Below are 16,911 nucleotides of genomic sequence, written 5' to 3' on the forward strand. Positions count from 1 at the left end.
CGTGGGTCGGGAGGGAGATCGCGCTTACGAATCCCCAATCCCGAATCCCCAATCCCGGCTCCTCAGTGCCGGAAGTGGCGAACGCCGGTGAAGACCATCGCGATGCCGTGCTCGTCGGCGGCTGCGATCACCTCGCCGTCGCGCATCGAGCCGCCCGGCTGGATCACCGCCTTGATGCCGGCCTGCGCGGCGGCGTCGATGCCGTCGCGGAACGGGAAGAACGCATCGCTGGCCATCACCGAGCCTTCCACCACCAGGCCGGCGTCCTGGGCCTTGATGCCGGCGATGCGCGCCGAATACACCCGGCTCATCTGCCCGGCGCCGACGCCGATCGTGCGGTGGTCCCTGGCGTAGACGATGGCGTTGGACTTGACGAACTTGGCCACCTTCCACGCGAACAGCAGGTCCTCGAACTGCGCCTCGGTCGGCGCCAGCTGGGTCACCACCTTCAGCTCGTCGCGGGTCACCACGCGGTCGTCGGCGGTCTGCATCAGCATGCCCGAGCCGATGCGCTTGGTGTCGATGAAATGCGGCGAGGGCGGCGCCAGCGGGATGCGCAGCACGCGCACGTTGGCCTTCTTGGTGGCGTAGTCCAGCGCGCCCTGCTCGTAGTCCGGCGCGATCAGCACCTCGACGAACTGGCGGTCCAGGATCACCTTGGCCGTGGCCGCATCCAGCGTGCGGTTGAAGGCGATGATGCCGCCGAAGGCGCTGGTCGGGTCGGTGGCGTAGGCCAGCTCGTAGGCATCGCCGCAGGCCGCGCCCACGGCCACGCCGCAGGGATTGGCGTGCTTGACGATGACGCAGGCCGGCGCGTCGAACTGGCGCACGCATTCCCAGGCCGCGTCGCTGTCGGCGATGTTGTTGTAGCTCAGCTCCTTGCCCTGCAGCTGGGCGAAGGTGGCCAGCGAGCCGGGCGCCGGATACAGGTCGCGGTAGAAGGCAGCGCGCTGGTGCGGGTTCTCGCCGTAGCGCAGGTCCATCACCTTGACGAAGTTGCCGTTGGCCTGCGCGGAGAACAGCGAGCGCTCCGGCGCGGTCTCCATGGCCTGTCCGCGTGCGCCACTGCCGGCGTCCGCGGAAGGCTCCACGCACGAGGACAGGTAGTTGCTGATCGCCGCGTCGTACTGCGCCACGCGGTTGAACGCGGCCACCGACAGCGCGAAGCGCTTGGCGGCCGAGAGTTGGCCGTCGTGGGCCTCCAGCTCGGCCAGCAGCTCGGCGTACTGGTCCGGCGAGGTCGCCACCGCCACGCGCGCGAAGTTCTTGGCCGCGCTGCGCAGCATCGCCGGGCCGCCGATGTCGATGTTCTCCACCGCGTCGGCCAGCGTGCAGTCGGCCTTGGCGGTGACCGCTTCGAACGGATAGAGGTTGAGTACCAGCAGGTCGATCGGGGCGATGCCGTGCTGGGCCATCACCGCATCGTCGATACCGGCGCGGCCCAGCAGGCCGCCGTGCACCAGCGGGTGCAGCGTCTTGACCCGGCCGTCCATCATCTCGGGGAAGCCGGTGACCTCGGACACGTCCTTGACCGGCAGGCCGGCGTCGCGGATCGCCTTGGCGGTGCCGCCGGTGGAGAGCAGTTCGACGCCGCGCGCGGCCAGCGCGCGGGCCAGCTCGAGCAGGCCGGTCTTGTCGGAAACGGACAACAGGGCCCGGCGCACGGGCAGCAGATCGGAAGACATGGGCAAGGACGTGGGAAGCGACGCGGGGGCGATATTGTAGAGCCCCGCGGCGCGGCGGCGGGCCGGGCCGCCGCGTAGGCCGGCCGAAGGCGGATTCCCGCCGGATGCGGCGGGAATCCGCGCACCCCGGTCGGCGCGAACGGATGCGGCGAAGACCGCGCGTGACGCAGGCCCGCTGCCGGGATCGTCAACAGGACGGCGGTCGCCGTCCTTCAGGGAGATCCGCAGGAAGACCCGAAGCAGGCCAGGCCGTCCCCGGTCGGCAGGAAGGGCCCCCGATGACGCGGATCAGAGCCTTGCCCAAGGCGCCGAGCACGTCCCGCGGGGGAGACATCGCAGGTCCTGGCGATCACGCGGGGGCGTGGCACACCGCTTCGATGTTGTGGCCGTCCGGGTCGCGCACGAAGGCCGCGTAGTAGTGGGGGTGGTAGTGCGGCCGCACGCCCGGCGCCCCGTTGTCGGTGCCGCCTGCCGCCAGCGCCGCGGCATGGAAGGCGTCGACCGCCGTGCGGTCGGCGGCCCGGAACGCGATGTGGACGGCCGGACGGTTGGGGCCGCCGCTGCTGATCCAGAAGTCGGTCTTGGGCGGCTCGCCGAAAGCCGGCCATGTCGTGGCTGCCCGTCAGTTCCGCGCTCACTTCCATGAGCAGGCGATAGCCCAGGGGCGCGAGCGCCCGGGTGTAGAACGCCTTGCTCTTCTCATAGTCGGTCACGGCGATACCGGTGTGGTCGATCATGTCGGATGCCTCTGCCTTTCTCGGGTTCGGGAACGCCTGCCCGAGCGAAGTCTATGCCTCCGGCTCTCCTGGCCCCACATGCGGCATGGCGACGATCCGCGCGTCCGCTTCGTGGCTGACCGCTTCGCAGTGCCGATGTGACGTGTTTGGTGCTAGCGCGCAGCGCGGTCCGCGTCGTGAGCGAGACGCGCGTCCGGAGGCGCGTGGTGTGGATCGTCCGGCGAACGCGTGCGCGCGTCGTGCCGGATGGAAACTGGCCACCGACCGCTCAGGTCAGCCCGTAATCCTTGAGCTTCTTGCGCAGCGTGGCGCGGTGGATGCCCAGCAGGGCCGCGGCGCGGCTCTGGTTGCCTTCGCAATGGTTGAGCACCTCGACGAACAGCGGGATTTCCATCTCGCGCAGCACGATCTCGTACACGTCATCGGCCTCGCAGCCGTTGAGGTCGCGCAGGTAACGGCGCACGGACTGGGCAACGTGCTCGCGCAGCGGCGACTTGGGCGTGCCACGACTGGAGTCCTGGCGGGTCGTGGCGTTCAAGGCATCCCCGGAGTTTGGCGCATCGAATGAAACCCGGCCGGCGTTCGACACGCGAGGCGGAGCGCGGCGGGGGAGCGAGTCTAGCGCGGGAGTGCGGCGGGCGCACGCGCGTGGCGATGCCGCTTGCCGTATTCAGCGAAATTCGAAGGCGAAGGCGACCGCGCCGCCGTCCGGTTCACGCACCGGCAGGGTCATCTGGCCGCTTTGGCCCGGAGCCAACGTGGTCCCGCGCAGGCCGGGTTCGAGGTAGTCGCCTGGCAGCAGCGCGCGCGCGCCGGTCACCCGGCCGTCGGCATCGGACAGCGACAGGACGATCGCAGGCCAGGGCTGCGGCCAGGGCGCGTCGTTGCGGAAGGTGGCGCGCACGCGCAGCATGCCCTGGGCCTCGGCCATCGGCTGCACGTCGCGGGCCAGCATCGTGTAGTCGCGCGGCTGCTGCCAGGGCGGGAGCGTGCAGCGCAGCGCGCCACACAGCCGTTCCAGCGTCGGGCGCCAGGCCGCGTTCTGCGCCAGGCGCGCGCGATCGGCCACCAGCAGCTGCAGCACCAGCAGCGCGCCCAGCGCGGCCAGCAGCGCCCACTGCCAGCGCGGCACCGCGGCGCGCGCCACCGGCGCGGCGGCGCGCAGGAAGCTGGGCGCCGCGGGGTGCACATCGACGGCGCGCTCCTCGCTGGCGGGAGGGGCGTGGCTGGGGTCGGAATCGGTCATCGAGAGGTCTTGCACGACAGCGGCCGGGCCGGACGCCGGGGGCTGCGGAGGGGTGTGTTCGGCGACGACGCGCGGCGCTTCGGCGGCGACGGCGGCGGGTGAGGAAGAGGGGGATGGCAGGGAAGACGGCGCAGGCCGGGTGAAGTGGCCCATCTCGCGCTGCGGCGGCGCACGCAGCAGGCTGGCGATGCTGCCGGCCGCGCGCGCAGGCGCCGCTTCGCCCAGGGCGTGGCCGCAGCGCGGGCAGTGCGCCGGCCACGCGCCGGTGCCCGGGTCGACCGGCAGCGGCAGGTGACAATGCGGACAGGCGCTCATCGCCCTATTCAAGCATGTTCAGGCCGGGGCCGACCCGGCGCGGCGCACGCCGTCGATGCGCATCCAGTCCTCCTGCCGGGTCGCGCGCAGATCGGTGAACCACGGCGCGTAGCGCACCAGCAGCTCGTCCTCCTGGCCGTGCAGGATGCCGCTCATGGCCAGGCGCCCGCCCGGCGCCACGCGCGCGGCCAGCGTGGCGGCCAGCGCGTCCAGCGCCGCGGCCAGGATGTTGGCCACCACCACAGGATAGGTGCGCACCGGCTCGTCGTCGGGCAGGAACACCTGCAGCCGGTCCTGGACCGCGTTGCGCTCGGCGTTGTCGCGGGTCGCGATCAGCGCCTGCGGGTCGTTGTCCACGCCCACCGCGCCCGCGGCGCCCAGCTTCAGCGCGGCCAGTGCCAGGATCCCCGAGCCGCAGCCGAAGTCGAGCACGGTCTGGCCCTGCAGCCGCCCTTCGCCGGCCAGCGTGTCCAGCCACTGCAGGCACAGCGCGGTGGTCGGGTGCGTGCCCGAGCCGAAGGCCAGCCCCGGGTCCAGCCGCACCACGGCCGCATCGGCGGCCCGGGCGGCGTCGGGCAGGTCATGGTTCCACGGCACGATCCAGGTCCGCGCGCCGAAGGCCATCGGCTGGAACTGGTCCAGCCAGGCGCGTTCCCAGTCCTGGTCGGCGACGGTGCGGAAGCTCGCCTGGCTCCAGTCCAGCCCAGGATCGAAGGCCTCCAGTGCCGCCAGCAGGGCCAGCGCGTCGGTTTCCTCGGGGAATAGCGCGGTCAGCACCAGCGCCTCCCACAGCGGCTGCTGGCCCACGCCTGGCTCCAGGATCGCGCGCTCGTTGCTGGTGTCGGCATCGGCATCGACCAGGGTCACCGCCAGCGCGCCCAGGTCCTCCAGCGCGGTCTCGTAGCGCGGCTGCCGGGCCTCGCTGCAGGGGACGGAGAGTTCGAGGAACGGCATGGGCGTGGCCAGGGGCGGGCGATGGGCCGGGCATGCTAGACCATCGCCCCGGCGCAGGCCCAGAACCGGGACGCAGGTCCGCGCCGGCGCCGGCACGGGCGGCGATGCTGCGGGGCATCGGCTAGACTGCCGGCCGCCGTAATCTCGCCGCGCCATGCACCGGCGGCGATCTGGCATCTTTCCAGGGCTATGCGCGTGTCGTCTCGATGATGAGGCATCTGGTGTTTCGCAGCACTGCAATGCGTTGCGCTGCCGGGCTGGCCCTGGCGGCGGCGCTGGCGTGGGCGATGACCGCCACGCGCGGCGCCGGGCACGCGGCGCTGGAGGCCGACGCCGATACGCGGATGCCGCTGCACAGCCTGCCGGTCGTGGCGCTGACCACGCCGGCGCATGACCGTCGCCCGACGTCCATTCCGCTGCAGGGCCTGCCGGCCGACCTGTCCGCCGCGTTCGAACAGGTCCAGGACCTGCACGACTACCGCCAGCGCCTGCAGGTCGCGGCCGAGGCCGGCGATGTGCAGGCGCGCTGGGTCGCCAGCCAGGTCGACGAATACTGCGCCGGCTATGCGCAGGACCCGCAGGCCTTCGACACCGACACCCGCGCCATCGCCGGCCTGGCCGGACAGGCCGGCACGGCGATGGCGCAGGCGCGCGCGCGCGTGGGTGAGCGCTGCGGCGGCTATTCGCAGGCCGACGGCGTCAGCCGCGCCAGCATCGTCGCCGAGCGCCGCCAGGCCGCGCGCGGCGGGCAGCTGGCGGCCGAGGCCTCGCTGCTGGCGCTGGGCGAGCCGCTGGAAGCGTCCGCCGAGTACCGGCGCGCGCTGGTCCAGCGCGTGCTGGACGCGGGCGATCCGCAGGCCTACCTGGCCCTGTCCGGCGCGCTGGGGGCCGCGGCCAGCGGCGACGATGCCTACGGCGACCTGGTGGCCGGCACCTCGTTCGCCGAACTGGCCTGGCAGCTGGCGGCCTGCAAGCTGGGGCTGGCGTGCGGTCCCGACAGCGTGCTGATGACGCGCTACTGCGCCAACGGCGGCATCTGTTCGCGCGATCCCAATCAGGATTTTCCGGCGTTCGTGATGGACGCGGCCGTGCCGCGCCAGGGCGCCGACACGATCGACACGATGGTCAATCGTCTGGTGCAGTCGACCAGGCAAGGAGAGGCAAGATGAAGCAGCGGCGTTTTCTCAAAGGCGTGCGCACCTGGGGCTGGGCCGTGCTGTTCGTGGCCTACACCGTTGGCGCGGTCGGGATCGTGATCCTCGACACGGCGGAAGAACGCTACCGCGGGCTGTCCAAGGTCCAGCTGACGTCGGTGAGCTCCGAGCGCGACACGCGCCGCGCCGGCGCCGCCGAGATCGCCGCCCTGTACCGCGCGCAGAGCGGCATGCCGTTCTCTTCGCTGCAGCCGGGTTCGACCTTCCAGATCGTCTGGCCGGACGGATCGACCGAGACGGTGATGGTAGTGAGCCCCAGCTCGGCGCTGGGCACCGAGCCGCTGCAGGGGACAGCGCAGCCGGCGCCGGCCAAGCACTGAAGGTCCCTGGCGCCGCACTTGCCGCGGCAGTGGCGGGAAATGAAAAGGCCGGCGCAATGCCGGCCTTTTTTGTAGCTCTCTCAGAAGCGATGGATCTGGGCATTGGGGGGTTCTGGCTTCGAAAGGGCGGCGGTCCGGCGGGCAGGAGCCGCTGATCCCTCACTCCGGGCATCCTGCCCTGATTCGGGCGCTCGGCGTCTTGCCTCGTAGGCGGCCCCCGCCCGCCAGACCGCTGCCTCGCGCATCAGGCACAGGGCTTCGGTTTGGCCCCCCCCTTCCGCGCAGCGCGGCGAGGGATGGAAGGGTCGGAGTTTCCCGATCAAGCCGCCGAAAGCGAAGAGCAAAAGCCCCCCACCCTGGCCCTCCCTTCGCCTGCGGCGAAAGGGAGGGGGCGAAGCTAGTGGGAGACGTGCGCTCGCTGGCCGAGCGTTGCGGTGGAGACTTCTTGCGCGATGCGCTGACCCGATCAGGTCAGCGAGATCGCCTTGGTCTTGCGCTCGGCCAGGCGCTTTTCCAGATAGTGGATGTTCTGGCCGCCGGCCTGGAAGCCCTTGTCGCGCATGATCCGCTGCTGCAGCGGGATGTTGGTCTTGATGCCCTCGACCACCGTCTCGCTCAGGGCCACGCGCATGCGCGCGATGGCGGTCTCGCGGTCCGGTCCGTGCACGATCAGCTTGCCGATCATCGAGTCGTAGTTCGGCGGCACGCGGTAGCCTTCGTAGATGTGCGTGTCCACGCGCACACCGGGGCCGCCCGGCGGATGGAAGTGCTGGATCAGGCCCGGATGCGGCATGAAGGTCTCCGGATCCTCGGCGTTGATGCGGCACTCGATGGCGTGGCCGTTGAGCACGATGTCGCTCTGCTTGATCGACAGCTTCTGGCCCGCGGCGATCTTGAGCTGCTCGCACACCAGATCGATGCCGGTGACCATCTCGGTGACCGGATGCTCGACCTGGATGCGGGTGTTCATCTCGATGAAGTAGAAGCGCCCGTCCTCGAACAGGAACTCGAACGTCCCCGCGCCGCGATAGCCGATGCGGATGCACGCATCCACGCAGACCTTGCCGATCTCATCGCGCAGCGCCGGGGTGATGCCGGGGGCCGGGGCTTCCTCGACTACCTTCTGATGGCGGCGCTGCATGGAGCAGTCGCGCTCGCCCAGGTGGATGGCGTTGCCCTGGCCGTCGGCCAGCACCTGGATCTCCACGTGGCGCGGATTCTCCAGGTACTTCTCCATGTAGACCTCGCCGTTGCCGAAGGCGGCCTTGGCCTCGGCCTTGGTGGTCTCGATGGAGGACTTCAGCGCGCCCTCGGCGTGCACCACGCGCATGCCGCGTCCGCCGCCGCCGCCGGCCGCCTTGATGATCACCGGATAGCCGATCTCGCGGGCGATCTTGGTATTGGTCACGATGTCATCGCCCAGCGGGCCGCCCGAGCCGGGCACGCAGGGCACGCCGGCCGACTTCATCGCGCGGATGGCCTCGACCTTGTCGCCCATCAGGCGGATGGTGTCGGCCTTGGGACCGATGAAGATGAAGCCCGACTCCTCCACGCGTTCGGCGAAGTCGGCGTTCTCCGACAGGAAGCCGTAGCCGGGATGGATGGCCTGGGCGTCGGTGACCTCGGCCGCCGCGATCAGGCGCGGGATGTTGAGGTAGCTCTCGGCCGAGGGCGCCGGACCGATGCACACCGACTCGTCGGCCATGGCCACGTGCTTGAGGTTGCGATCGACGGTGGAGTGGACCGCGACCGTGCGGATGCCCAGGGTTTGGCACGCGCGCAGGATGCGCAGCGCGATCTCGCCGCGGTTGGCGATGACGACTTTATCGAGCATGGGATTCGGGATTCGGGATTGGGGATTCGTAAGCGGCGGGGTCCTCGCGCGTGGAGCGCGGAGTGTCCAACGAACGAATCAGGGCATTGAGTCGGGAAAAGACGCGGTCGAGCAATGCGGCCAGAGACGCCTCGGCATCACTGAATCCGAGCCTTGCGGCGAGTTGGAGTTGGGTGTCCAGTTCCGAGAGCGAACCGCGGGCCATCGACAGGAAGCGCAGGTACTCGGCCGTGGAGCGGCGCGCCGCGCCTTCGGCGATGTTGGAAGGAACGCTGACGGCGGCTCTGCGCATCTGCGAGGTGAGTCCGAAACGCTCAGCGTCGGGAAAGTGCTCCGTGATCCGATAGACCGATTCGGCCAACGCCATCGCGTCGCGCCAGACATCAAGGCGCTCATGCGGTCGCGGTTGCGAATCCCGGATCACGAATCCCCAATCCCGACTCGATCAGCCGATCACAAACAGCGGCTGATCGAACTCCACCGGCTGGCCGCTCTCGCACATGACCGCGACGATGGTGCCGGACTGGTCGGCCTCGATCGGGTTGAACATCTTCATCGCCTCGATGATGGCCAGCGTCTCGCCGGCCTTGACCTGCTGGCCGACGGTGACGAAGGCCGGCTTGTCCGGCGCCGGGGAGGCGTAGAAGGTGCCGACCATCGGCGAGCGCAGCACGTGGCCCTCGGGCAGGCCGCTGGCGGGCTTGGCCGCACCGCCCGTGGAGGCCTCGGTGGGCGAGCTCATCGGCATGGCCTTGGCCTCGGCCGCGGCGGGCGCGGCGGCATAGGCCACCGGCGCGGCCGCGGGCGCGGCGTAGCCGCCCTTGGGCACGCGCGCCAGCCGGACGGACTCCTCGCCTTCCTTGATCTCGATTTCGGCGAGATTGGATTCTTCCAGCAGGTCGATGAGTTTCTTGATCTTGCGCAGGTCCATGAAAGGCCTCGGTGGTTGAACGCGATAAGGAGGAGGGGGCGGGCCCGGCTTGGTCGCCGGGTCGCGCGCGGAATCAGGGGCGGCGGGCGCGCGCCTGGAGGGCCGTCGCCATTGGCGCACAGGCGCCGGGCTGGGCTGCGCGGCAAGGGGATCGATGCTGCTGGTCGGCCATGGTGCGCTCCGCGAGGAGGCGGCAGTCTGGGGGAAGCCGGCAATGCTGTCCAGTTCGCCGAACTTTGCGGTGATTTAATCGCGCGTTTGAATTTGGCCGGGCGCCGGCGCCATCTCGCCGATCCAGCGCTCGATCTCGCCGTCGGCGAACGGCCCGATCTTCTGCCGCAGCAGGCGGCCGTCCGCGCCGATGAGCACGCTGTAGGGCAGCACGCCGGCACGGTTGCCCAGCCGGACGCTGGCGTCGGCCGGGCCGGGCGTGTCGAGCACCAGCGTGTAGCGCACCGGGACGCGCTGCAGGAACTGCTGCACGTTCTGCGCGCTGTCCAGCGCCAGGCCGACCACCTGCACGCCGCGCGCGCCCTGCGCGGCGGCGAAGCGGTCCAGCTCCGGCATCTCCTTCACGCACGGCGCGCACCAGCTGGCCCAGGCGTTGATCAGCAGCGGCCGGCCGGCGGCCAGCCGCGCCAGGTCGATGGACTTGCCCTGCGGATCGGGCAGCACGATGGCCGGCATCGCCTCGCCGAGTGCGGCCACCGGAACCGTGGCGGAGGCGGATGGCGATGCGGGACGTGTGGCATCGGGCGTCTGGCGCCGCGCGCCGCCGCCCTGCCACCACCACCCGGCGGCGACGCCGAGGACGCCGGCGGCCAGCGCCACCAGCACCAGCCGGGTGCTCACCGTGCCGAGGCCCGCTGCAGGGCGTCGCGCACCATCGGCGTGGTCAGCACGGTGGGCAGCACTTCGCCCTCGCCACCGCTCTTGGGAAACACGACGTACAGCGGCACGCCAACGGCCTTGTGCGCCTGCAGGAAGGCGGTGATCTGCGGATCGACATTGGTCCAGTCGCCGCGCATCAGCACCGCGCCGGCCGACTGCATCGCTTGCTTGAACTCATCCCCCGACAGCACGGCCTTCTCGTTGGCCTTGCAGGTCACGCACCAGTCGGCGGTCATGTCGACGAACACCACCTTGCCCTGCTTGCGCAGCGCGTCCAGCCGCTGCGGCGAGTAGGTCTCCACGCCGTCGGCCGCCGCGGTGGTGGCGGGCGCGCTCGCGGCCGGCAGCCGATGCAGCAGTACCAGCGGCACCAGCGAGGCGATCAGCACCACCACCGCCACGCCGCGTCGCAGCGGCGCGGTCTGGAAGCGCACGCGCTGGAATGCCCACAGCCCCAGCGCCAGCACCACCAGCCCGACCAGGGCCAGGCCGACCGCGTCGATGCCGCGCTGCTTGCCCAGCACCCACAGCATCCACACCGCGGTCAGGTACATCGGGAAGGCCAGCACCTGCTTGAGCGTGTCCATCCACGCGCCGGGACGCGGCAGGCGTGCGGCCAGCGCCGGCACCAGCCCGATCAGCAGGAACGGCAGCGCCAGGCCCAGGCCCAGCAGCGCGAACACCGCCAGCGCCACCGGCACCGGCGCGGCGAAGGCGAAGGTCAGCGCCGAGCCCATGAACGGTGCCGTGCACGGGCTGGCCACCACCACTGCCAGCACGCCGGTGAAGAAGTCGCCGGACAGCCCGCCGCGCTCGCTCAGCCCGCGGCCGACCCCGGCCAGCCCGTAGCCGACGGCGAACACGCCCGACAGGCTCAGGCCCACGGCGAACATCAGGTAGGCCAGCGCCCCGGTCACCAGCGGCTGCTGCAGCTGGAAGCCCCAGCCCAGCGCCTGGCCCGTGGCGCGCAGGGCCAGCGCCACGCCGCCGACCAGCAGGAAGCTGAGCAGTACGCCAGCGGTATAGGCCAGGGCGCCGGCGCGCGCCCGGCCGCGCCCGCTCTCGGCCAGGGACAAGGCCTTGAGCGAGAGCACCGGCAGCACGCAGGGCATCACGTTGAGGATCAGCCCGCCCAGCAGCGCGGCGACCAGGGCCAGCAGCCAGCCGGACATGCCGCCGGCGCCCTGGTCGGCGCGCGCCAGCACGTCCGGCGGCGGCGTCGAGCGCGGCACCTCGGCCGGGGCCGGCGCGGTCGGCGCGGGGTTGGGTGTGCCAGCCTCCAGGGCCACCGGCGCGGCCAGGGCCACGGCGCGCGCTTCAGGCGGCGTCACCGTGCCGGCCGGCAGCGCAAGCGCGACCTGGCGCGTCATCGGCGGATAGCAGATGCCGTCGGTCTGGCAGCCCTGGAAGGTGACCTCCAGCGTGGCCTTGGCCGCCTCGGCGCGGTCGCGGATCACCGGCACCGGCACCTCGACCTGGTCGAAGTACACCGTGACCTCGCCGAAGTGCTCGTCGCGATGCGCCTTGCCCGGCGGCCAGCGCGGCGCGCCCAGCGACAGCCCCTCGGCGCCGTGCAGCGCCAGCTGAGTGCGGTCGCGGTACAGGTAATAGCCCTTGGCCGGGGTGAAACGCAGCAGCAGCTGGTTGCCGCCGTCGGCGATGGCCTCGAAGGCGAAGGCCTGCGCCTCCGGCAGGGGCGCCGCATCGGTGGCCCCCGGCACGGCGGCCGGCGTCCCAAGCAGCGACGAGCCGCTACCGGCGGTGGCACCGCCGAGCGGCAGGCCCAGCCCCGTGCCGGCGCCCGGCGTGGCGGCGGCCGGCACCGCCACCTGCACGGTGCGGGTCTGCGGCGGATAGCAGAGTCCGGCGTCGGCGCAGCCCTGGTAACGCACCTTCAGCGTGACCTGGCCGGCGGTCGAGGCCTTGCCCGGCAGGAGCGCATCGAGCTGCTTGCGGTAGGTCTCCACCGGCCCGAAGAACTCGTCGACGTGCTTGTCGCCGTCCGGCAGCTGCAGCGTGCCGGCGGCGAACCCGCCGCCCTGCGCCTCCACCGAGATCCGATGCCGGTACAGGTAGTAGCCGTCGGCGATCTTCCAGTGCAGGCCGATGCCGTCGGGTTTGGCCTGCGCGTCCAGCACGAAGGCCTGCTCGACCGGCAACAGGTCGGACGGGTCGGCCGCCGTGGCCGGCAGGGTGGGAACGAGCAGGGCGAGCAGGGCCAGCGGACGGGCCAGACGGGAGATCAGCGACATGCGGCCAAGCTTAGCGGAGCGGCCGGTCCCGCAGCCGTCTCCACTGTGTTGCAAGGGGCTTCGCCTTTGCCGGGCGCGGAGCGGACGTCGGTCCGGCCTGGGGCCTATACGCCGTGACCAGGCGAGCCGAGCCGGTCCGGCGCGATCGGATCGCGCTCAGCCGCCGCGCGCGTCGCCGCCCGGGCGGCCGGGCGCGCGCGTGCGCGGACGCCCGGTGCGCTGCAGGGCCAGGGTCTCCATCACTTCCAGCAGCGACAGGCGCGCCTTCAGCGGCGCCTCGCGGAAGGCGCGGACCAGGCGGAACTCCAGGGGATCCTCGACCAGGATGGCCTCGGCGGTGGCGATCGAATCCAGTTCCACATCGCGCGAGAGCGTCATCGCGCCGCGGCCGGTGGCCAGCCACTCGAACTGCGTGCCGGTCGCCAGCGCCACTTCGCGCAGGTGCGAGACGCTGGGACTCTTGCCCTTGGGGGACTCCCAATGGCTCACGGCGCTACGCTGCACCCCGACCGATTCTGCCAACTGACTCTGCGAAAGACCGGCAAGGCGCCGCGCCATGCGGACTCGCTCGGGTGCATCCATCAAACCTCTCCGTGGCGATCGCCATCCAGAAACTTTTGTGACCATAGCCAAACGTTCCACGGATCGGAATGGAAAACGATAGCAATACTAACGTAGTGACCGAAAATAGGCATACGTGGTGCGCTTCTGGTAACCAAAAGTTTTTCTCGGGCCGCCATCAAAGGGTTTTCGGGCCAGCCCGCGCCCTGCGCTCACTAGCTTTCCGCGCTTCAGGCCGGTTTCAGGCTTGGCTTCGCCCAACCGCGTTGGTATCTCTACACCTGCCGGCAGGATGCAGGCACTGACAGGACGTCGGCGGGGGGAGTTGGCGCACGTCAAGGCGCGACGGATCGGATGCCACAACCATTCCCTATGAAGCGCACGCATGCCGCACATGCGTGCGCTTCTTCTTTATGCGCGCGCCGCGCGCTCCTCCAGGAAAAATCTCGCCGGCCCGCCTTGAAAGGCCCGCCGGCCCGCCCCATCTGCCGTGTCAGCCCTCCCGGCCTTCACCGGCCCCGGGTCTTGGCGTTCCCGGCGCGCTGGCACTCGTCATGTACGAGTGCTAACATCGCCGGCCCTTTCCTAGTCCAATCAATCACTTAAGAGGATTGACATGAGCAACATCAAGCCGCTGTTCGACCGCGTGGTCATCAAGCGTATGGAAGAAGAAAAGCTGTCCGCGGGCGGCATCGTGATCCCCGACTCGGCCACCGAGAAGCCGATCAAGGGTGAGGTCGTCGCCGTCGGCGCCGGCAAGATCCTGGACAACGGTTCGGTGCGCGCCCCGCAGGTCAAGGTCGGCGACAAGGTCCTGTTCGGCAAGTACAGCGGCACGGAAGTGAAGCTGGACGGCACCGAGTACCTGGTGGTGAAGGAAGACGACATCTTCGCGACCATCGGCTAAGGCCGGCGCGACGTCCGCTTTCCCTCATCCCCATCATCCAAGAACAATCGAGGTAATACGCAATGGCTGCCAAGGACATTCGTTTCGGTGAAGACGCCCGCTCGCGCATGGTGCGCGGCGTGAACGTGCTCGCCAATGCCGTCAAGGCCACCCTGGGCCCGAAGGGCCGCAACGTCGTGCTGGAGAAGAGCTACGGCGCCCCGACGATCACCAAGGACGGCGTGTCCGTCGCCAAGGAGATCGAACTGGCCGACAAGTTCGAGAACATGGGCGCGCAGATGGTCAAGGAAGTCGCTTCCAAGACCTCCGACAACGCCGGTGACGGCACCACCACCGCCACCGTGCTGGCCCAGGCCTTCATCCGCGAAGGCATGAAGGCCGTCGCCGCCGGCATGAACCCGATGGACCTCAAGCGCGGTATCGACAAGGCCGTGACCGCCGCCGTCGCCGAACTGAAGAACATCTCCAAGCCCACCGCCGACGACAAGGCCATCGCCCAGGTCGGCACGATCTCGGCCAACTCGGACGAGTCGATCGGCAACATTATCGCCGAGGCGATGAAGAAGGTCGGCAAGGAAGGCGTGATCACCGTCGAGGAAGGCTCGGGCCTGGAGAACGAGCTGGACGTGGTCGAGGGCATGCAGTTCGACCGCGGCTACCTCTCGCCTTACTTCATCAACAACCAGCAGAGCCAGTCGGCCGACCTGGACGACCCGTTCATCCTGCTGCACGACAAGAAGATCTCCAACGTGCGTGACCTGCTGCCCGTCCTCGAGGGCGTGGCCAAGGCCGGCAAGCCGCTGCTGATCGTGGCCGAGGAAGTCGAGGGCGAGGCCCTGGCGACCCTGGTGGTCAACACCATCCGCGGCATCGTCAAGGTCGTGGCCGTCAAGGCGCCGGGCTTCGGCGACCGTCGCAAGGCGATGCTGGAAGACATGGCCGTGCTGACCGGCGGCACCGTGATCTCCGAGGAAGTGGGCCTGTCGCTGGAGAAGGCCACGATCAAGGATCTGGGCCGCGCCAAGAAGGTGCAGGTCTCCAAGGAGAACACCACCATCATCGACGGCGCCGGCGACACCGCGGGCATCGAGTCGCGCATCAAGCAGATCAAGGCGCAGATCGAGGAGACCTCCTCGGACTACGACCGCGAGAAGCTGCAGGAACGCGTGGCCAAGCTGGCCGGCGGCGTGGCCGTGATCAAGGTCGGTGCCTCCACCGAGATCGAGATGAAGGAGAAGAAGGCCCGCGTCGAAGACGCCCTGCACGCCACGCGCGCTGCGGTGGAAGAAGGCGTGGTCCCGGGCGGCGGCGTCGCGCTGATCCGCGCCAAGGCCAACATCGGCGAGATCAAGGGCATCAACGAAGACCAGAACCACGGCATCCAGATCGCCCTGCGCGCCATGGAAGCCCCGCTGCGCGAGATCGTCACCAACGCCGGTGAAGAGCCCTCCGTGATCGTCAACAAGGTCAAGGACGGTTCGGGCAACTTCGGCTACAACGCCGCCAACGGCGAGTTCGGCGACATGGTCGAGTTCGGCATCCTGGATCCGACCAAGGTGACCCGCACCGCGCTGCAGAACGCCGCGTCCATCGCCGGCCTGATGATCACCACCGAAGCCATGGTGGCCGAGTCGCCGAAGAAGGAAGAGCCGGCGATGCCGCCGGGCGGTGGCATGGGTGGCATGGGCGGCATGGACTTCTAAGTCCCTCCGCGCAGCCTCATCGCTGCTGTCGTACAAGAAGGACCCCGCCGCAAGGCGGGGTCTTTTCGTTTCAGGCTTCGACCGTGCTCCGTGCGGGCGCCTTCGACATCAGCCCGCTGCGAGGAACTGCCGCATGCTCGCCAGTTCCTCGTCCAGCGCCTCGCCGAAGGCCGCGTCGCTGGGTGCCGCGCCCGCCGCATAGCCGGTTGCGGCCTGCAGCTGGCCCTCGCGCCAGGTCAGGTTCGCCCAGCCGATCACCTGCCCGCGCCAGAGCATCGGCAAGGCGTAGTAGCCGAACTGGCGCCGGGCCGCGGGGGTGTAGGCCTCGAACTTGTAGGTCCAGTCCCAGAACAGGCTGAAGCGGCGCCGGTCCCAGACTATGGGGTCGAAGGGCGCCAGCAGTCGCAGCCGCTCGTCGAGGCGATAGCGGCGCGCGAGCGGATGTTCGTCGGCCGGCCAGTACCAGTCGGTGCCGTCGATGCGCACATGGGCTAGGCGCTCGCGCGCCAGGCGCAGGGCGCCGCGCAGTTCGTCGCCCAGGTGCGGCGCGCCGCCGCCGAGCAGGCGCGCCAGATAGGCCAGGCTGGTGGCGGGCAGCGGCGCGTACTTGCGCACCACCAGGTCGAGCAGCGCTGCCGCGCGTTCGGCGCGGGCGGCCGGGGCATCATCGGCCGGCGCATGGTCCACTGCCTCGTATACGCGGGTGCCGCTGTCGCGCCGCTTGACCCGCAGCAGGCCACGGTAGTGCAGGCCGTCGAGCAGCTGGGTGGTGGCATTGCTCGAGCCGCCCCAGTAGTTGCGCACGCGGCCATGGGCGAAATGCTGCTCGACCTGGCGCGGATGGACCGCGCCGCGCTCGCGGACGAACGCCAGCACGTCCGCGGCGCGTTGCCGGGTGCGCGCGTCCCAGGCCACCCGCGCCTGGCGCGGATGCAGCAGCGCCAGATGCGCGCGTGGCAGGAAGCCGTAGTTGACCAGGAAGTCTTCCTCGACCCGCAGCCGCGCGTAGCGGCGCTCCAGGTCGCCGGCGCGGTAGTCCTTGACCCGGTGGCGCAGGATCAGGTCCTGCGCGCGTGCCGGGGCGCGGATCGGGTCGGCCTGGACGAAGCCCAGCCGCGCGATCGCGCCGGTGAGCGTGGTCGGGGTGAACAGGCTGCGCGCGACCGCGTAGCGGCGCAGGTCTTCCAGTCGGGGCGGGGCGGGCATGAGCGGCATTGAATCATGCGGCGGCGGGTCGGCCGATCGCGCACCGCCTGAGTTGCCGATGAAACAGTCGCATCGGCGCAAAAGCCGTGGTATCAATGCTGCCCATGAACGCCGCCCGCGCCCGCTATTACTTTTGGTTTCCGAAGCCACAGGCG

Annotated in this window: 15 protein-coding genes and 1 pseudogene; 4 read left to right on the top strand and 12 right to left on the bottom strand. The window is 70.3% G+C overall.

Annotated features, from left to right (window positions below; all coding sequences use genetic code 11):
• Window positions 1-62 precede the first annotated feature (62 nt).
• From purH to prmA, 5 genes and pseudogenes are all read right to left on the bottom strand, one after another.
• Entirely contained in the window at window positions 63-1,685 is a 1,623-nt protein-coding gene (gene purH / locus LAJ50_RS03870; RefSeq protein ID WP_130550604.1) for a bifunctional phosphoribosylaminoimidazolecarboxamide formyltransferase/IMP cyclohydrolase, read from the bottom strand.
• Between the two features lie 349 nt (window positions 1,686-2,034).
• Window positions 2,035-2,422, bottom strand: a pseudogene (locus LAJ50_RS03875) (VOC family protein).
• A 268-nt stretch (window positions 2,423-2,690) separates the two neighbouring features.
• A complete protein-coding gene (gene fis, locus LAJ50_RS03880; protein ID WP_130516561.1) occupies window positions 2,691-2,960 on the bottom strand; it encodes a DNA-binding transcriptional regulator Fis in 270 nt (89 codons plus the stop codon).
• 132 nt (window positions 2,961-3,092) lie between these two features.
• Entirely contained in the window at window positions 3,093-3,983 is an 891-nt protein-coding gene (locus LAJ50_RS03885; RefSeq protein ID WP_224096462.1) for a DUF3426 domain-containing protein, read from the bottom strand.
• Between the two features lie 18 nt (window positions 3,984-4,001).
• Window positions 4,002-4,937, bottom strand: coding sequence for a 50S ribosomal protein L11 methyltransferase (prmA, locus tag LAJ50_RS03890; RefSeq protein ID WP_130550607.1), 936 nt, complete (start codon window positions 4,935-4,937; stop codon window positions 4,002-4,004).
• 239 nt (window positions 4,938-5,176) lie between these two features.
• On the opposite strand from prmA, the gene LAJ50_RS03895 reads away from it, so the two are divergent.
• Together LAJ50_RS03895 and LAJ50_RS03900 are read left to right on the top strand one after the other, a co-directional pair.
• The gene (locus tag LAJ50_RS03895; protein WP_224096463.1) at window positions 5,177-6,106 is read left to right on the top strand and encodes a hypothetical protein; all 930 of its coding nucleotides are present in this window, start codon (window positions 5,177-5,179) and stop codon (window positions 6,104-6,106) included.
• Window positions 6,103-6,471 (top strand): hypothetical protein, encoded by a 369-nt coding sequence (locus tag LAJ50_RS03900; protein WP_138654896.1) that lies wholly within the window; start codon window positions 6,103-6,105, stop codon window positions 6,469-6,471. Before LAJ50_RS03895 ends, LAJ50_RS03900 begins: the two co-directional genes overlap by 4 nt.
• Window positions 6,472-6,937: 466 nt before the next feature.
• On the opposite strand, the gene accC is transcribed toward LAJ50_RS03900, so the two are convergent.
• The 6 genes from accC to LAJ50_RS03930 form a co-directional block, all read right to left on the bottom strand.
• Window positions 6,938-8,305 (bottom strand): acetyl-CoA carboxylase biotin carboxylase subunit, encoded by a 1,368-nt coding sequence (gene accC / locus LAJ50_RS03905; protein WP_130550609.1) that lies wholly within the window; start codon window positions 8,303-8,305, stop codon window positions 6,938-6,940.
• On the bottom strand, window positions 8,295-8,729 hold the full coding sequence (locus LAJ50_RS03910) for a four helix bundle protein (RefSeq protein ID WP_138654894.1): 435 nt from the start codon (window positions 8,727-8,729) through the stop codon (window positions 8,295-8,297). Before LAJ50_RS03910 ends, accC begins: the two co-directional genes overlap by 11 nt.
• A 21-nt stretch (window positions 8,730-8,750) precedes the next feature.
• On the bottom strand, window positions 8,751-9,236 hold the full coding sequence (gene accB, locus LAJ50_RS03915) for an acetyl-CoA carboxylase biotin carboxyl carrier protein (RefSeq protein WP_130550611.1): 486 nt from the start codon (window positions 9,234-9,236) through the stop codon (window positions 8,751-8,753).
• 246 nt (window positions 9,237-9,482) lie between these two features.
• On the bottom strand, window positions 9,483-10,088 hold the full coding sequence (locus LAJ50_RS03920) for a TlpA disulfide reductase family protein (RefSeq protein WP_138654892.1): 606 nt from the start codon (window positions 10,086-10,088) through the stop codon (window positions 9,483-9,485).
• The gene (locus LAJ50_RS03925) at window positions 10,085-12,379 is read right to left on the bottom strand and encodes a protein-disulfide reductase DsbD (RefSeq protein ID WP_138654890.1); all 2,295 of its coding nucleotides are present in this window, start codon (window positions 12,377-12,379) and stop codon (window positions 10,085-10,087) included. Before LAJ50_RS03925 ends, LAJ50_RS03920 begins: the two co-directional genes overlap by 4 nt.
• 156 nt (window positions 12,380-12,535) lie before the next feature.
• Window positions 12,536-13,006 carry a helix-turn-helix transcriptional regulator gene (locus tag LAJ50_RS03930; protein ID WP_130550613.1) on the bottom strand — a complete coding sequence of 157 codons (471 nt, stop codon included), beginning with the start codon at window positions 13,004-13,006 and terminating at the stop codon, window positions 12,536-12,538.
• Between the two features lie 550 nt (window positions 13,007-13,556).
• Between LAJ50_RS03930 and groES the strand changes: the two genes are divergently transcribed.
• Both groES and groL read left to right on the top strand, forming a co-directional pair.
• Window positions 13,557-13,847, top strand: a complete 291-nt coding sequence (gene groES, locus LAJ50_RS03935; RefSeq protein WP_130516576.1) for a co-chaperone GroES — start codon at window positions 13,557-13,559, stop codon at window positions 13,845-13,847.
• Between the two features lie 62 nt (window positions 13,848-13,909).
• Window positions 13,910-15,550 carry a chaperonin GroEL gene (gene groL, locus LAJ50_RS03940; RefSeq protein ID WP_130516578.1) on the top strand — a complete coding sequence of 547 codons (1,641 nt, stop codon included), beginning with the start codon at window positions 13,910-13,912 and terminating at the stop codon, window positions 15,548-15,550.
• Between the two features lie 108 nt (window positions 15,551-15,658).
• Here groL and LAJ50_RS03945 read toward each other — a convergent pair whose 3' ends face one another.
• Window positions 15,659-16,756: a crosslink repair DNA glycosylase YcaQ family protein gene (locus LAJ50_RS03945; RefSeq protein WP_138654888.1), complete on the bottom strand. Its 1,098-nt coding sequence runs from the start codon at window positions 16,754-16,756 to the stop codon at window positions 15,659-15,661.
• Window positions 16,757-16,911 lie beyond the last annotated feature (155 nt).

The sequence above is a fragment of the Pseudoxanthomonas sp. X-1 genome (genome assembly GCF_020042665.1).
Classification (GTDB): domain Bacteria; phylum Pseudomonadota; class Gammaproteobacteria; order Xanthomonadales; family Xanthomonadaceae; genus Pseudoxanthomonas_A; species Pseudoxanthomonas_A spadix_A.

Bases quoted from the DNA above. Each gene is read 5' to 3' on its own strand.
- purH (WP_130550604.1), bottom strand. From the start codon at position 1,685: ATGTCTTCCGATCTGCTGCCCGTGCGCCGGGCCCTGTTGTCCGTTTCC.
- LAJ50_RS03885 (WP_224096462.1), bottom strand. From the start codon at position 3,983: ATGAGCGCCTGTCCGCATTGTCACCTGCCGCTGCCGGTCGACCCGGGC.
- prmA (WP_130550607.1), bottom strand. From the start codon at position 4,937: ATGCCGTTCCTCGAACTCTCCGTCCCCTGCAGCGAGGCCCGGCAGCCG.
- LAJ50_RS03895 (WP_224096463.1), top strand. From the start codon at position 5,177: ATGCGTTGCGCTGCCGGGCTGGCCCTGGCGGCGGCGCTGGCGTGGGCG.
- LAJ50_RS03900 (WP_138654896.1), top strand. From the start codon at position 6,103: ATGAAGCAGCGGCGTTTTCTCAAAGGCGTGCGCACCTGGGGCTGGGCC.
- accC (WP_130550609.1), bottom strand. From the start codon at position 8,305: ATGCTCGATAAAGTCGTCATCGCCAACCGCGGCGAGATCGCGCTGCGC.
- accB (WP_130550611.1), bottom strand. From the start codon at position 9,236: ATGGACCTGCGCAAGATCAAGAAACTCATCGACCTGCTGGAAGAATCC.
- LAJ50_RS03925 (WP_138654890.1), bottom strand. From the start codon at position 12,379: ATGTCGCTGATCTCCCGTCTGGCCCGTCCGCTGGCCCTGCTCGCCCTG.
- LAJ50_RS03930 (WP_130550613.1), bottom strand. From the start codon at position 13,006: ATGGTCACAAAAGTTTCTGGATGGCGATCGCCACGGAGAGGTTTGATG.
- groES (WP_130516576.1), top strand. From the start codon at position 13,557: ATGAGCAACATCAAGCCGCTGTTCGACCGCGTGGTCATCAAGCGTATG.
- groL (WP_130516578.1), top strand. From the start codon at position 13,910: ATGGCTGCCAAGGACATTCGTTTCGGTGAAGACGCCCGCTCGCGCATG.
- LAJ50_RS03945 (WP_138654888.1), bottom strand. From the start codon at position 16,756: ATGCCCGCCCCGCCCCGACTGGAAGACCTGCGCCGCTACGCGGTCGCG.